Genomic DNA, 13,131 nt, shown 5'->3' with positions numbered 1-13,131 from the left:
GACAGCGAGAGGAGGTGACAGTTCGTGTATATCGGCTACATGGGCGATATTATCTTTGTTGTGTCGCCAAACTATATGCTCACGCCGATGGGTTATGAGCGGGAAAGCACGGGGCGCTGGACAGAGCATGACCTGCTCATGCGAAAGCCCGTCAGCCAATTTGGAGGCCCGGGGCTTGAAAAACTGACTTTTAGCATCATTCTTGATGCGGCGCATAACATCGACGTCGCCAAACAGCTCGAAAAACTGCGTAAGATGCGCGACACGGGCGCGGTGTTCCCGCTCATCATCGGAGGAAAGCCAGTGTCACAGTGCTATTGGCGGTTGGACAGTATCAAGGAGGCGGGGCATTACTGGACGGCGGACGGCCGTCTGCTCCAATGCACGCCGTCACTCACCCTAACGGAATATGATGACAGCAACTATGTCGAAGAGAAAAGCATCGTGAACAAATACGGAAAAGCGTACAACATTGCGAGTTACGTTTTCGGAGGACTGTGATATGACATACGAGATAAGCGGCGGGGAAACGCCGCCGTTCAATCTTGCCCCTGCGACGATCGCCGAGGAAGTCCTGCAAAACGTCCGCATGATTATCTCCACGATCAAATATTCCGTACCGATGGATCGTGAGTTTGGAATTGATGGTGCAGTCATCGACCGCCCCGTCAACGTCGCAAAGGCGCACCTCTCAAACGAGATATTCCGAGCGGTGCGCCGCTACGAGCCCCGCGCAGTTATCGAGTCCATCGACTTTGACGGCGATGAGAGCGGGCGGCTGACACCGAGGATAAAGGTACAGATCAACGAATAACGCAGGGAGGCGAAAAAGTGGGACTCAAGAATTTAGAGAATCTGAAGTTTGTGGATGTCAATCCAGAGGAGATGGAGATTCACATCTTGGAGATCGCGGAGGGACTGCTTGAGCGGAAACTTGCACGAGCCGATCCCCTGCGGCTATTCCTGCTCGGACTTGAAGCGGCAATGATCCAGCAGCGCCTTTTGTTTGACCAAGCGGCGAAGATGAACCTGCTCGCCCTTGCAAGGAGCGGATATCTCGACCACATCGGCGCACTTGTCGGAACGGAGCGGCTGCCCGCCGCTCCTGCCACGGCAACCATGAAACTCACGCTTTCGGCAGTACGAGAGCAGGCAGTCATCATCCCCAAAGGAGCGCGGATCACGGCGGGAGATAACATCTATTTCGCGCTCAACGAGAATGCCATCATTCCGGCAGGGGAATTATCCGTCACGGCATCGGCAACTTGCACCGAAAACGGGACGCGCGGAAATGGATATCTGCCGGGCGAAATCAGCAGAATTGTCGATCCTGTGCCATTTTGGGCGGCGGCGGAGAACACAACAAAGAGTGAAAGTGGCGCGGACGTGGAGGACGATGAATCCTATCGCGAGCGTATCCACGAAGCTCCGGAGAAGTTTTCTACGGCGGGGCCGACACTTGCCTATGAGTATCACGCAAAGGCGGCATCCGCACTCATCTCGGATGTGTATCCGGACAGTCCCGCGCCGGGAGAAGTCGTTGTATATCCGCTACTCAAGGGAGGTGTTATCCCGGGTGAGGAAGTTTTGACGCTTGTACGCGAGAAGCTAAATGACCGCAGAATCCGCCCTTTGACGGACAAGGTGAGCGTAAAAGCACCAGAGAGCGTCAAGTATGATGTGGATGCCGTCTACTACATCGACCGCAGTCATGCGACCGAAGCGGCAGCGATACAGTCACGTACAGAAAACGCCGTACAGGAATTTGTCGCATGGCAGAAAGAGAAGCTCGGACGGGACATCAACCCGACCGAGCTTTATTATCGACTGCGCGCAGCGGGCGTGAAAAGGGCAGAGATCAAATCCCCCGCATTCACAAAGACGGAAAAGAATCAGGTCGCCATCGCTGACCATGTCAAGGTGACCTTTGGAGGTCTGGAAGATGAGTAAAGACCTGCAAAGCGTTTCACTCCTTGACATCCTGCCGCCGAATCTCCTCGCCGACAAACAGATCTATGTGGCGGCGCGGGCACTCGATGATGAACTGCAAAAAATCACGGAAGCAACAAGGAACGCACTGCTCCTGCCGCGCCTTGACGAACTGTCAGAGGAAATCATCGACCTTCTCGCATGGCAATGGCACGTCGATTTCTATGAGCCGTCCATGAGCATCGACGTGAAACGTCAGCTTGTCCGCGAATCCATTGCGTGGCATCGCATAAAAGGCACGAAAGACGCTGTCGAAAAGATGGTGCAAACCGTGTTCAGTGGCGGCATTGTCACGGAATGGTTTGAGTATGGAGGCGAGCCGTATCATTTTCGCATCGATGTTTTGAACGCACCAAACATGACAGCGGAGAATATGGGGCGGTTGCTTGCGGTGGTTAATGCCTCAAAAAATACAAGGTCATGGCTAGACGAACTCAGATTCCGGCGCGAAGCATGGAATGATATGTATTACGCCTCCGCACCAACCATCCACACAACCTACGAGATACGCCCGGCTCAGATCACGGATGCACAGACATCTGCACGTCACTATATCGGCGCAGCAGCCTCCACTCACACGACGTACGAGGTCTATCCTGACGTTGCGAGGGACGCGAAGGCAAGTATCGTGTTCTATGCGGGCGGTGTCGGAATCACGCACAAAGTTCTTGAGGTCACACAGACCTAGAAAGGAGTAAGTATGGCAAACTGGACAGGCGGACAGCTCACGAGCGTTGGGCGCGACCTGCAAATCAAAGTCGAGGCGGGACAATGCAAACTTGAACTGACAAAGATCAAGCTCGGAGACGGTGCGGAGAATATTGCAAGCGTCGATCCCATGACCGACCTCGTCGGCCCGAAAGCCGTCTTCGGGATCAGCAGCATTACCGCGAAAGACGGTATGTGTACCGTGACAGGGGTCATTTCATCGTCCAACGTCACGGCGGCGTTCTACGCGCGTGAGTGGGGGCTTTTTGCCAAAGACCCACAGCGGGGTGAAATCCTTTATATGATCTCCCTTGACAGTGCTCCCGACTTCGTGCCGCCCGCATCGGCGGCACTTAGACAGAGTGCGACCTACGCAATGAACATCGCCGTTGCGAATGCAGCGAATATCGTTGTGAAGATCGACCCTGCGGGACTGGTCAACACAGAGATGCTTGCACGCGGGGCGCGGCTCATCAAACGCGGGACAGCGTATCAGTACGGAGACGTAGTGTATGACCCGACGATGCACACAAATCTCCTGCTCTTTTGCACGCAGGGAGGGACGACGCAGACCAACTACAAGGACTATCGGGGGGCTGTGCTTGGGCAGGCCTACACTGACGGTTCTGCCGGATTCCACGTCATCGAGGGCGTAGCGCGCGGCAGGGATTTGTTTGTGCGCAACGGAGAGGGCGACGTTACGATGTCCGCTGACCTCACAGAGCCGAAAGTCGGCGTGAAGTTTGCGATTATGGGCGAGGACATCACCCTCGCACCGGATACGTTTTACACGCAGCAGTTTAGGATGCTCCCCAATGGGGACTTTACACTTTCATAAACAGGAAAGGAAGATGAAACATGGCAGGAAATTTTGTACCGCCGACACCGAGTAGCACGCTCGGAACGTCGGGCAACAGATGGGCGGGCGGCTTTTTCGATAAGCTCGCCGTAAAAACGTTAGAGGTCATCGGCGGCGGCGGGGAAGACACGCAGCCCGCGACGGTCGGGTGGGTGAAACAGGGCTTTGCAAAACTGCTGAAATCAGCCTTCGAAGCTACAGGGGTAAGATACAGCATGGCAGAAAACGGTTACCTCTGTCTCGGTGCTCTCTTTGGAAATATCAAGATACAGTGGGGAACGATGTCGACAAATAAGGATGGGGTCAAAGATAAAACGGTTCTTGTGACGCTGCCGATTTCTATTTCTACCGAATATTTTTCGTGCGGGAATGTGAACATTGCAGGCGGAACGGCTTCTATTGGCTGGAACGAAGAAAAACCTATTGTGTCTACTATTTTTATCGACGGCAAGCTAAACGTATCGTCTAATTATTTTCGCCAGTCACAGCTCTATGCTATCCGCTGGATCTTGATTGGTGTTTGATGGGAGGCCATGACAATGCAAGAGATATTATCCAAATTTGACGCACAGGGGGTACGTGTCGCAACGGTACTGTCCGGCGTACACTACACGACCGACGAGGAGCGACAGGCGTACATCGATGTCGGCTACATCCCCATCTCCGATGAAGATTACCAGCACTACATCGGTAATCGTGGCGCAGGTGACAACGGCACGGGCTACATCCGCGACCCAAAGACGGGCTTGCCCGTCTCCGCCCCGCCCGCGCCGCCTGCAGAGGCAACAGAAGAGCCGACGGCAAACGTACCCGAAACAGAGCTTGCCGTCATGGAGGGCATGGTAGATATGCAGAGCCGCATCGCGGCGCTTGAAGCAGAACTTGCAAAACTCAAAGGAGGAAAATAAGAATGGCAGCAACAATCTACAGCTACATTGTCGTCGCTTATGGTGTCCTTGTGCAGGGCGGGAAATTTGCACTGTCCCCGGAGGACAACCCGAAGAACCTGCGCGTTGTACCGGAGGCATACCGCGAGAAGGTTGCAGAGTGGATCGTCGCACATAACGCAGGTTGATAATTGGCACAGAAAAGCCGTCATGATGCATGGCGGCTTTTTCTGTGCAGAGAAAGGAGTGATGCTCGTGCAGAGCATTTTGACGTGGTTCACAGATTGCGTGCCGACAGGGACGGAGGTGGAGGCAGGAAGCATGACGGCGGTAGTAGGCGGCGTGATCGCGTACCTTTGCGGATGGGATAAGGCGATGGAGGCACTTCTGGTACTCATGGGAATGGACTATGTGACGGGAATGCTGGCGGCGAAGGTCAATCCGAACCTCGGCGGATGGAACAGCAAGGTCGGCTTTCGGGGGATTTGCAAGAAAGTACTCATCCTCTCCATCGTCGCCCTCGCGCACTTTATTTCAGACCTTACGGGCGGCGAAGCGGCACGTGTGCTTGTGATCTGGTTCTTTATCGGGAATGAAGGGCTGAGTATTATTGAGAATGCAGCGAACTCCGGCGTACCCGTCCCAAAGAAGCTGCAGGACACGCTCGAACAGCTGAAAAATGAGAAGGATGAAAAGAAGGGAGAACAGAAATAATGGCACACGTATTACATCCGTCGCAGATGCGGCGCGTATCGCCCGCAGAACTGGAAAGCCTCGCCATGTACTACCGTGAGGCAATCGCTGACGCAGCAGCGGCGCAGGGGCGCGAGACAAAAGTCTATCTCCACTGGTCGGCGGGACATTATGGGCAGTTTTGGAGTGACTACCACGTCCAAATCGACCGTGACGGAGAAATCTACGTCATCGCGGACGGGGCTCTTGATGATGTGCTTGCGGCAACGTGGCAGCGTAACAGCGGCAGCGTGAGTATCTGCATCCTCGGTTGTCTGGGGGCAACGACGAACAACCTCGGCGCAGAGCCGCCGACCGACGCACAGATTGAGGGCATGGCAAAGGCAATCGCCGCACTCTGTAATGGACTCTGGCTGACGATCGACAAACAGCGCGTTCTGACACACGGCGAGGCGGCGGCAAACGAGGATGGAATCCGCTCACATCCTGCGTACGCGCTATGGCACGACGAAATCCACGACGGCGATACCCGATGGGATCTTGAGTATCTCGGCACGATGGAAAGTCCTAAATACTTCCCAGCGGCAACGGACGGGATGCGCGGCGGCGACGTGCTGCGCGGCAAGGCGAACTGGTATCGTAAAGCGTGGGCGGAGCGGGGAGAAACTCCCAATGATTGAGCGGGTCAAGCGGGCGGTCACAGAGCACAAAACAGCCCTGTTGGTGATCCTCCTCATTCTGCTCCTCTTGATTCTGGGCATTGCTCTTTCAAGAGAAGAGCAGACCGCAGCGGAAAAGCCCGCCGTCATGACGCAGGAGCAGACGCAGAACACGGCGGCACTGCGGGCGCAGCTGGATATTTCACGCGCCAATGCGAATGCCCTGCAACAGCGGCTTGCGGAGGTACAGGCGGGGCAGCGTGCGCCTACGGTGACATACCATGTTACCGCGCCTACTGTAGAGCGTGCGGCGCAGGTCGTTGAGCGACAGATACGGGAGGACGACCCGACACTACCGAGGGCGGCACGGGAGAAGTCTGACCGCACCGTTGTCACACCGATTACACAGGACAAAGATGGCAAGCAATTGCCAACTGAAAAGCAAAAAGTTGACGTGTATAAGATCAACCTCCGAAAAGACCACCGCATCAAGGCGGGCGCGTCCGTCATCGACGGCAAGGCACTCATGATCGTCGGCTATGAGCAGGGCCGCTTTGAGGCTCTTGCGCATTTTGACGGCGGACGGTACAAGGGTGCGACCGTTACATACAATATCATAGAGTGGTAATTCATCGCCCCGGAGCTTCGGCTTCGGGGCTAATTTTTATATCCCGTTGAGTTTATGTCTATCATCGAGTAATATAAGATTGGAGCAATAAAAGCAGTCTATGAGAGAAAGGCGGTACCGCACGATGATAGACATAATGGGGATCATCAAAAAAATAACCTCGACCTATGGGCGAGGAAAAACGATGTATGATGCTCTGCAAAAAGAGATGCAAGGAGAAACGGGCGCGCGTGTGTCTGCCCTTGTCCTGTCAGCTCCATATCTTTTGACAATACTCTCGGCAGAGGATGCCAACAATATAGCTATTTATGTCATGCAGGAGAACCAAAAAGGACGCAGGGCTGAATCTATTGAGAAAGACCTTGAGAAAATGCTTCCTGCCCATGTAAAAAATAAAGCTCTTTTGATTGCACGAACACAAGCGTCTATTGTGACAACAGCTTTAGAACAGGAACGTTCTGAGAAGCTAGGGCTCCATTGGTATGTGTGGCGTGCCTGTGGTGGCAGAAAAGGCGATGGAAAAACACGGGACAGCCATCGCAAAATGAGCGGAATTGTTGTGAATTGGAACGACCCACCCGCGCCAGAAACATTATTTCCGTCAACGAATGCGGAGGATTATGGTCACTATCATGCCGGATGTTGCCCTCTCTGTCGCTGCTATGCCGAAACTGTCGTGGATGAAGATTTGCTAAAGTACCCTGTGAATGTTCACATCGGCGGCAAAATCTATAAAATGACGAAAATGGAATTTTGTAAAATTATGAATAGACATACAAAATAAAATATAAATAACTCATTGACAAGCGGAAAATAATCGTGTAATATTGCCGTTGAAAGGAGGGAGAGATATGAATGTGCCTGCGAGTGAGCTTGAACGACAGATAGTTCAGCTCGAAGAAATTAAGGTCGTAATTCGTTGCCCGCGTAGTCAGCTATTTCCTGCATATAATTATCAGCGGAAAGCAGCCGGAAACACGAGTGTAACGGAGTGGCTTGAAGCGCGCATCAAACCACTTATAGGAACCGCCGAAGTGGACGTCATTAAAGGTGATGGGAATGCCCCGCATGGCAGGACGTTGCTTGATACCGTGCGCGAAAGTTATCGAGATTGATGAAAAAAGCAACCCCCAGTGTTTGGCGACAGTCGAGGGTTGCTTGTCCTACAACCCCCGAAGGGATTGATGCGTTCATTCTATCATCTTTTCGGGAAAAATGAAAGGATGAATTGTAATGACAAAGGAAGTGCAGATTTTCGAGAACGCCGAGTTTGGCAAGGTGCGAACGGTTGTGAAGGGCGGAGAACCGTATTTCGTCGGCAAAGATGTCGCGGAGATTCTGGGCTATAAGGATACCGTGAATGCGTTGAAAGCCCATGTTGACGAGGAAGATAAGACGGGGTGGCAAATTACCACCCCGTCGCGCGGAACACAAACGGCAACCATCATCAACGAATCGGGGCTTTACTCGCTCATCCTCTCCTCGAAGCTCCCTGCTGCGAAGAAGTTCAAACGCTGGGTCACGTCAGAAGTCCTGCCGTCCATCCGCAAGACGGGCGGCTACAACGTGAAGCATGACGATGCCCTTCAATCCAAGCGTGTGGAAATCATGGAGCGCAATGCTCGCACCCGTGCGGCGAACCTCCTCCTCAAGATTGCAGAGCGCACGAACATTCCCGAATACAAAGCTGTATGCAACGCAAAAGCCGCCGAGATGGTCGCGGGTGAGATAATTCTTCCCTTGCCCGCCGCAGAGCGTCGGACGTATTCCGCGACGGAAATCGGCGCAATGTTCGGCGTGTCGGCAAACAAGATCGGCAAGCTCGCGAACAAGCACAACCTCAAGACTGATGCATACGGCAAGCTGTTCTACAGCAAGTCCGAGCACAGCGTCAAAGAAGTCGAGACATGGCGGTACTACGAGAGCGTCATCCCCGTATTTGAAAAGATTTTCGGGCGGGAGGCGGCGTAGTCATGATTGAAAGCACGATGAACGTCGATGAAGTAAAGTCTCTTTTTCGGAGTGAAGCCGTTGCGTTTGAGTATCGCGCAGGAGTTCCGCTGACGCGTGCGACCTCCCTGTTTAACAGAGAAGCCGTTGAATACGCCATGACACGTATCACGGGCGAGTACGGTGTTACCTACGGCAAGTATGGAATCGGCGAGATTCAGATGCCGTACCTGACGGAATATGGCTTTCTCGTTGCCGCAACCTATCACAATGTCGAAATCCTTCATGGAAATAGCTGTCGGAAGTGACCGCGACCTCACAATACCCCGCTCACATGGGCGGGGTATTGATACTATCCAGAGAATTACACGAGCATGGACGCGCAGATCGTAAAGAAACGTGAGAAGGAGAATGAACATGGCAAGAAACGAAGATAAGATACGTGGCGCACTTTACGGTGTCGCGATTGGAGATGCCCTCGGCGGGCCTCTTGAATTTATGAATGCCGAGCAGATTAAACAGAAGTACGGCGGACGTGTCACAGAGATGGTCGGCGGCGGATGGCTGAGCCTCACGCCGGGGGAGACAACGGATGACACCGCCATGACACTCGCCGTCTGCGAAGGCATCATGGATAACGCCTCTGCACCGATTGAGCCAATCGGGCGACGATTCATCGAATGGGTGAACACCGCACCGAAAGACATCGGAATGACCTGTGCACGATCCATTTCAACGGCACTCGCGAACCTAGCGGCAGGAATGGATGCAGAGGCAGCCTGGGACGCGGCAGGGAAAAGGACAGCAGAGGAGAATGGCGACCGCAGCGGGGGAAACGGGGCACTCATGCGCACCATCGGCACAGCCCTCGCGTACGAGGGCGCAGAGGAGCGGGCAGAACGCACCACGCAGATCGCCGAGATGACACACTACGACGCATTGTCCTCTGACATTTGTCGCTATTACGCCGATGCCGTTCATCGTTTCATCAAGGATGAGCAGGACGCAGGATTAATCCCCCTTAACACGATGGCAGGGGTTTCTGAATACGGATTCAGCAACTGCGTCAATCCCTCTGGATGGGCACCAGAGAGCATGGAGTGTGCCTACTTCGCCTTTATCACAGAAGGTGACTTCGAGAACGCTCTCATCACCGCAGTCAACCTCGGCGGCGATGCCGACACCATTGGTGCGATCACTGGAGGACTGGCAGGAGCGTACTACGGATACGATGCCATTCCGCAGCGATGGATAGAGGCGATCCCCGCAGACATCCGAGCAAGACTAGACGCTTTCGTGGAATGGGTGGTTAGATGAACTATTTCTGGGGACAAACCACTCACGTAGAATGTATCTCAACTTTGGTCAGGCGGGGCTCCTATCTATGCACTGCTAGTCATCACGGGGCTGCATCACAGAACAAATGTGATTGACCTGCAGTTCATCGCGGGCGATCGCGGCACAATGCTGTGGTCGATGATCGCGCTCTCGAACATCGCGCAGGGGGCGACGGGTTCGAGGTGCTTGTGTGGAATTTGCCGTGTTGTCATAAAGGAGTGTATACAATGAATATACAAAATAAGGTTGTCTACCAGATTTACCCGAAGTCCTTCTACGACACGAACGGCGACGGACTCGGCGATCTGCCCGGCATCACCGCAAAGCTCGACTACCTGAAGGAGCTCGGCGTTGACCTCCTCTGGCTCACGCCGTTCTTTGTTTCACCGCAGAACGACAATGGTTACGATGTCGCGGACTACTGTGCCGTCGACCCGCGTTTCGGCACGATGGAGGACGTGGACACACTCATTCGCACAGCAAAGACGCACGGCATCGGGCTGATGTTTGACATGGTATTCAACCACACATCGACCGAGCACGCGTGGTTCAAACGCGCCCTTGCGGGTGATCCCGACTACATGGACTACTATATATGGAGGGACGGCACGCCGGATGCTCCGCCGACGAACTGGGAATCGAAGTTCGGCGGAAACGCGTGGGAGTACGTCCCCGCACTTGGAAAATACTATCTGCACCTCTTCGATGTGACGCAGGCAGACCTCAACTGGAAGAATCCGCGTGTGCGTGAGGAGCTGAAAAACGTCATCCGCTTCTGGAAGGCTAAGGGCGTAGAGGGGTTCCGCTTTGACGTGGTCAACCTCATCTCAAAGCCCGAGTTTTTTGAGGACGATCACGAGGGCGACGGCCGTCGCTTCTACACCGATGGACGCCACGTCCACGAATTCCTGAAGGAACTCACGCGTGACACGGGCATCGACACGATGATGACCGTCGGCGAGATGTCCTCCACATCCTTGGAGAACTGCATTCGCTACTCCAACCCCGCCGAGAAAGAACTGTCCATGGCGTTCAGTTTCCACCACCTGAAGATTGATTACAAGGGAGGCGTGAAGTGGGCACTGCAGAAGCCGGACATCATGGCGCTCAAGAAACTCTTTGCCGTATGGCAGGAGGGGATGGCGGCGGGCGGCGGTTGGAACGCCGTGTTCTGGTGCAACCACGATCAGCCGCGCGTTGTCAGCCGTTTCGGGGACGACGAACGCTATCCGAAGGAGTCCGCGAAAATGCTCGGCGCGTGTATTCACCTCATGCGCGGCACGCCGTACATCTATCAGGGCGAAGAACTCGGCATGACGAACGCACAGTACACAGACATCGCGCAGTACAAGGACGTTGAAAGCCTGAACTACTACAAAATTTTGCTCAATGAGGGCAAGAGCAAAGAGGAGGCACTGCATATTCTCTCCGTGCGCTCACGCGACAACAGCCGCACCCCGATGCAGTGGAGTGCGGCTGCGAATGCAGGCTTTACAAGCGGTACGCCGTGGCTCACGCCGCCTGCGAATTTCAACACGATCAACACCGAGGCGGAGCTTGTGGATGCAGACTCCGTGTTCCGTTTCTATCAAAAATTGATTCGTCTGCGCAAGGAGCAGCCCATCATCCAGAAGGGAGACATCTTTTTCCTTGAGCGCGAGAATGCGAGCGTCGTCGCCTACGAGCGTGCGTATGCGGGGCGGAAGCTCCGCGTCTACTGCAACTTCCGCGCGGCGAACGTCCCGCTGATGGAGGACAGCCTCGCGGCACTCACGGATGAGGGGTGGTCGAAGCTCATCGGCAACTACGATGGACTTGCGGTGGATCTGCGCCCGTATGAGGTCGTCGCACTCGAAAAGTAATTCGTACAGATAAATACGGACTTTCAACAACCGCTCATGGATCTCAATGGGCGGTTTTCTGTACGTAAATTTTCAATCAAAATACGAAGATTGAGGGGGATTTGATGTAATAGGCGGAAGGAATGGAAAATCCGGTTGGATATTGCATTTCTCTGAAACACATCACTTTCGTGTATGATCTCATCACTTTTTGCAATTTTATTGTTAAGAACCAATAAAATTGTTATTATGAAGAGAAAAATTTACGATGGGAATGCAAACGTTACGCAGAAGCGCACGAAGGGAACGTTATACGCTTGGTGATTTTGCCAATGGCGAGGTGGGACACCGAACGCGATACCGTCAAAGGCGCGTATACGGACAAAACGCGGGTACAATGCAGTGACGTTCTGTCCCTGCCGTTTACGCGGCATCTACCGCTTTGCCATGGTATGCGGCTTCAGCATCGAAGGACAACACCATGAACAAGCGATTGCTTTCCAACGTAAATGACAACGAACAAGGGATGTCGCACCTTTGTTATTTTCTGTTTGTGCCGCCGGCGACAGCGGCGGAATGGAGTTTATTATGGATGTACTGCAAAGAGCTCTTCATTGGAAGCATACACAGAAAATTATCACCGCCGTTATTATTCTGAATGCAGCAGTATTAGGGATATTGACGGATCGGACGCTGTCTGCCGAACAAGTTTTTTTTCTGGAAGCGGTAGATAAGGCCTGTTTGGTGATTTTTACCATAGAATTGATTGCCAAGTTACTAGTTTATCGGCGTAACTTTTGGTCAGAAAACTGGAATATTTTTGATTTTGTCATTGTCCTCAGTTCCATCATCTTTATTTCCTCCAATATTTCGGTCATTCGAGCCTTTCGTATATTTCGGCTGCTCAAGGCGTTGGCTGAATTTCCGGAGCTGCAGATACTGGTATCATCCATGTTAAAAGCAATTCCAAGTATGTCTTGGGCGTTGCTTCTGCTCTTTATTATATTTTATATTTTTGGTGTTTTCGGCAGTACATTGTATGGAGAGACGTTCCCGGAACTGTTCGGGAATATCGGAGGATCTATTTTCACCCTGTTCCAGGTGATGACCTTTGAGTCATGGGCGACAGCTGTGGCGAGACCGATCATGGAAATGCATCCGTATTCATGGGTATACTTTTTGGTGTTTATCCTTCTTACGTCCATTACGCTGCTGAATGTCATGGTGGGTATCGTGGTAGAAGCGGTTGGCACCATTTCAGAAGCAGTCAAACGAGAACAGAACGCTGCTGAGGAGGAAAACACATCTTCCGATGTATGCGCAGCCGACGAAGTGGAGAAGGAAATCCGCAAGCATCTTGAACAGATTGAAGAGCTGCTGAAGAAAAGAACGCTGTTCGAGCGTGTTATGGTTAAGGAATCGCCGATCAAATGAAGTTCGTCAAATTGTTATAGATTTTTGTCCTGTCAAAGGGCTGTTGTACGAAGACTGTTTTGTCCTCGTGCAACAGCCCTTTGATTTATTTTTGCAAAAATTGAATCATGTCCACGAGTATGGTATAATGGATTTCAAAATGTGC

The 13,131-nt window shown here is 53.0% G+C and carries 19 protein-coding genes; 18 read left to right on the top strand and 1 reads right to left on the bottom strand.

Annotation, left to right across the window (positions count from 1 at the left end):
• The first annotated feature begins 24 nt into the window (after positions 1-24).
• From QU667_RS06045 to QU667_RS05970, 16 genes are all read left to right on the top strand, one after another.
• Positions 25-501 carry a phage tail protein gene (locus QU667_RS06045; RefSeq protein WP_304986328.1) on the top strand — a complete coding sequence of 159 codons (477 nt, stop codon included), beginning with the start codon at positions 25-27 and terminating at the stop codon, positions 499-501.
• 1 nt (position 502) lies between these two features.
• Positions 503-814 carry a GPW/gp25 family protein gene (locus QU667_RS06040; protein ID WP_304986327.1) on the top strand — a complete coding sequence of 104 codons (312 nt, stop codon included), beginning with the start codon at positions 503-505 and terminating at the stop codon, positions 812-814.
• Between the two features lie 17 nt (positions 815-831).
• Entirely contained in the window at positions 832-1,950 is a 1,119-nt protein-coding gene (locus QU667_RS06035; RefSeq protein WP_304986326.1) for a baseplate assembly protein, read from the top strand.
• On the top strand, positions 1,943-2,677 hold the full coding sequence (locus QU667_RS06030; protein WP_304986325.1) for a phage tail protein I: 735 nt from the start codon (positions 1,943-1,945) through the stop codon (positions 2,675-2,677). Before QU667_RS06035 ends, QU667_RS06030 begins: the two co-directional genes overlap by 8 nt.
• Before the next feature lie 12 nt (positions 2,678-2,689).
• Entirely contained in the window at positions 2,690-3,535 is an 846-nt protein-coding gene (locus QU667_RS06025; RefSeq protein ID WP_304986324.1) for a phage tail-collar fiber domain-containing protein, read from the top strand.
• A gap of 20 nt (positions 3,536-3,555) precedes the next feature.
• On the top strand, positions 3,556-4,080 hold the full coding sequence (locus tag QU667_RS06020; protein ID WP_304986323.1) for a hypothetical protein: 525 nt from the start codon (positions 3,556-3,558) through the stop codon (positions 4,078-4,080).
• Positions 4,081-4,095: 15 nt separating this feature from the next.
• Complete coding sequence (locus QU667_RS06015; protein WP_304986322.1) at positions 4,096-4,464, top strand: hypothetical protein; 369 nt, start codon at positions 4,096-4,098, stop codon at positions 4,462-4,464.
• A gap of 2 nt (positions 4,465-4,466) precedes the next feature.
• Positions 4,467-4,631 carry a CD1375 family protein gene (locus QU667_RS06010; RefSeq protein WP_304986321.1) on the top strand — a complete coding sequence of 55 codons (165 nt, stop codon included), beginning with the start codon at positions 4,467-4,469 and terminating at the stop codon, positions 4,629-4,631.
• A 61-nt stretch (positions 4,632-4,692) separates the two neighbouring features.
• Entirely contained in the window at positions 4,693-5,157 is a 465-nt protein-coding gene (locus QU667_RS06005) for a phage holin family protein (RefSeq protein ID WP_304988420.1), read from the top strand.
• A complete protein-coding gene (locus tag QU667_RS06000) occupies positions 5,157-5,816 on the top strand; it encodes a peptidoglycan recognition protein family protein (RefSeq protein WP_304986320.1) in 660 nt (219 codons plus the stop codon). The genes QU667_RS06005 and QU667_RS06000 overlap by 1 nt, the downstream gene beginning before the upstream one ends.
• On the top strand, positions 5,809-6,423 hold the full coding sequence (locus QU667_RS05995; RefSeq protein ID WP_304986319.1) for a glycoprotease: 615 nt from the start codon (positions 5,809-5,811) through the stop codon (positions 6,421-6,423). Before QU667_RS06000 ends, QU667_RS05995 begins: the two co-directional genes overlap by 8 nt.
• A gap of 124 nt (positions 6,424-6,547) precedes the next feature.
• Positions 6,548-7,207 (top strand): phage minor head protein, encoded by a 660-nt coding sequence (locus QU667_RS05990; RefSeq protein WP_304986318.1) that lies wholly within the window; start codon positions 6,548-6,550, stop codon positions 7,205-7,207.
• 67 nt (positions 7,208-7,274) lie between these two features.
• Positions 7,275-7,538: a hypothetical protein gene (locus QU667_RS05985; protein ID WP_037351193.1), complete on the top strand. Its 264-nt coding sequence runs from the start codon at positions 7,275-7,277 to the stop codon at positions 7,536-7,538.
• 118 nt (positions 7,539-7,656) lie between these two features.
• Positions 7,657-8,394 (top strand): BRO-N domain-containing protein, encoded by a 738-nt coding sequence (locus tag QU667_RS05980; RefSeq protein ID WP_304986317.1) that lies wholly within the window; start codon positions 7,657-7,659, stop codon positions 8,392-8,394.
• A 2-nt stretch (positions 8,395-8,396) separates the two neighbouring features.
• A complete protein-coding gene (locus QU667_RS05975) occupies positions 8,397-8,681 on the top strand; it encodes a hypothetical protein (protein WP_304986316.1) in 285 nt (94 codons plus the stop codon).
• Between the two features lie 109 nt (positions 8,682-8,790).
• Positions 8,791-9,690, top strand: coding sequence for an ADP-ribosylglycohydrolase family protein (locus QU667_RS05970; RefSeq protein WP_304986315.1), 900 nt, complete (start codon positions 8,791-8,793; stop codon positions 9,688-9,690).
• A gap of 95 nt (positions 9,691-9,785) precedes the next feature.
• Here QU667_RS05970 and QU667_RS05965 read toward each other — a convergent pair whose 3' ends face one another.
• A complete protein-coding gene (locus QU667_RS05965; RefSeq protein WP_304986314.1) occupies positions 9,786-9,923 on the bottom strand; it encodes a hypothetical protein in 138 nt (45 codons plus the stop codon).
• Positions 9,924-9,938: 15 nt separating this feature from the next.
• Between QU667_RS05965 and treC the strand changes: the two genes are divergently transcribed.
• Both treC and QU667_RS05955 read left to right on the top strand, forming a co-directional pair.
• Positions 9,939-11,573, top strand: coding sequence for an alpha,alpha-phosphotrehalase (gene treC, locus QU667_RS05960; RefSeq protein WP_304986313.1), 1,635 nt, complete (start codon positions 9,939-9,941; stop codon positions 11,571-11,573).
• 516 nt (positions 11,574-12,089) lie between these two features.
• Positions 12,090-12,986 carry an ion transporter gene (locus QU667_RS05955; protein WP_304986312.1) on the top strand — a complete coding sequence of 299 codons (897 nt, stop codon included), beginning with the start codon at positions 12,090-12,092 and terminating at the stop codon, positions 12,984-12,986.
• The last annotated feature ends 145 nt before the right edge of the window (positions 12,987-13,131 follow it).

The sequence above is a fragment of the Selenomonas dianae genome, from assembly GCF_030644225.1.
Classification (GTDB): domain Bacteria; phylum Bacillota; class Negativicutes; order Selenomonadales; family Selenomonadaceae; genus Centipeda; species Centipeda dianae.
Note: the sequence above shows the minus strand (reverse complement) of the source record. Positions and strands in the feature narration are given on the sequence as shown.

Coding starts and splice junctions, on each gene's coding strand:
- QU667_RS06025 (WP_304986324.1), top strand. CDS start 2,690: ATGGCAAACTGGACAGGCGGACAGCTCACGAGCGTTGGGCGCGACCTG.
- QU667_RS05985 (WP_037351193.1), top strand. CDS start 7,275: ATGAATGTGCCTGCGAGTGAGCTTGAACGACAGATAGTTCAGCTCGAA.
- QU667_RS05965 (WP_304986314.1), bottom strand. CDS start 9,923: ATGACAACACGGCAAATTCCACACAAGCACCTCGAACCCGTCGCCCCC.
- QU667_RS06010 (WP_304986321.1), top strand. CDS start 4,467: ATGGCAGCAACAATCTACAGCTACATTGTCGTCGCTTATGGTGTCCTT.
- QU667_RS05970 (WP_304986315.1), top strand. CDS start 8,791: ATGGCAAGAAACGAAGATAAGATACGTGGCGCACTTTACGGTGTCGCG.
- QU667_RS05980 (WP_304986317.1), top strand. CDS start 7,657: ATGACAAAGGAAGTGCAGATTTTCGAGAACGCCGAGTTTGGCAAGGTG.
- treC (WP_304986313.1), top strand. CDS start 9,939: ATGAATATACAAAATAAGGTTGTCTACCAGATTTACCCGAAGTCCTTC.
- QU667_RS06030 (WP_304986325.1), top strand. CDS start 1,943: ATGAGTAAAGACCTGCAAAGCGTTTCACTCCTTGACATCCTGCCGCCG.
- QU667_RS06020 (WP_304986323.1), top strand. CDS start 3,556: ATGGCAGGAAATTTTGTACCGCCGACACCGAGTAGCACGCTCGGAACG.
- QU667_RS06040 (WP_304986327.1), top strand. CDS start 503: ATGACATACGAGATAAGCGGCGGGGAAACGCCGCCGTTCAATCTTGCC.
- QU667_RS06000 (WP_304986320.1), top strand. CDS start 5,157: ATGGCACACGTATTACATCCGTCGCAGATGCGGCGCGTATCGCCCGCA.
- QU667_RS06015 (WP_304986322.1), top strand. CDS start 4,096: ATGCAAGAGATATTATCCAAATTTGACGCACAGGGGGTACGTGTCGCA.
- QU667_RS05990 (WP_304986318.1), top strand. CDS start 6,548: ATGATAGACATAATGGGGATCATCAAAAAAATAACCTCGACCTATGGG.
- QU667_RS05975 (WP_304986316.1), top strand. CDS start 8,397: ATGATTGAAAGCACGATGAACGTCGATGAAGTAAAGTCTCTTTTTCGG.
- QU667_RS05995 (WP_304986319.1), top strand. CDS start 5,809: ATGATTGAGCGGGTCAAGCGGGCGGTCACAGAGCACAAAACAGCCCTG.
- QU667_RS06005 (WP_304988420.1), top strand. CDS start 4,693: ATGCTCGTGCAGAGCATTTTGACGTGGTTCACAGATTGCGTGCCGACA.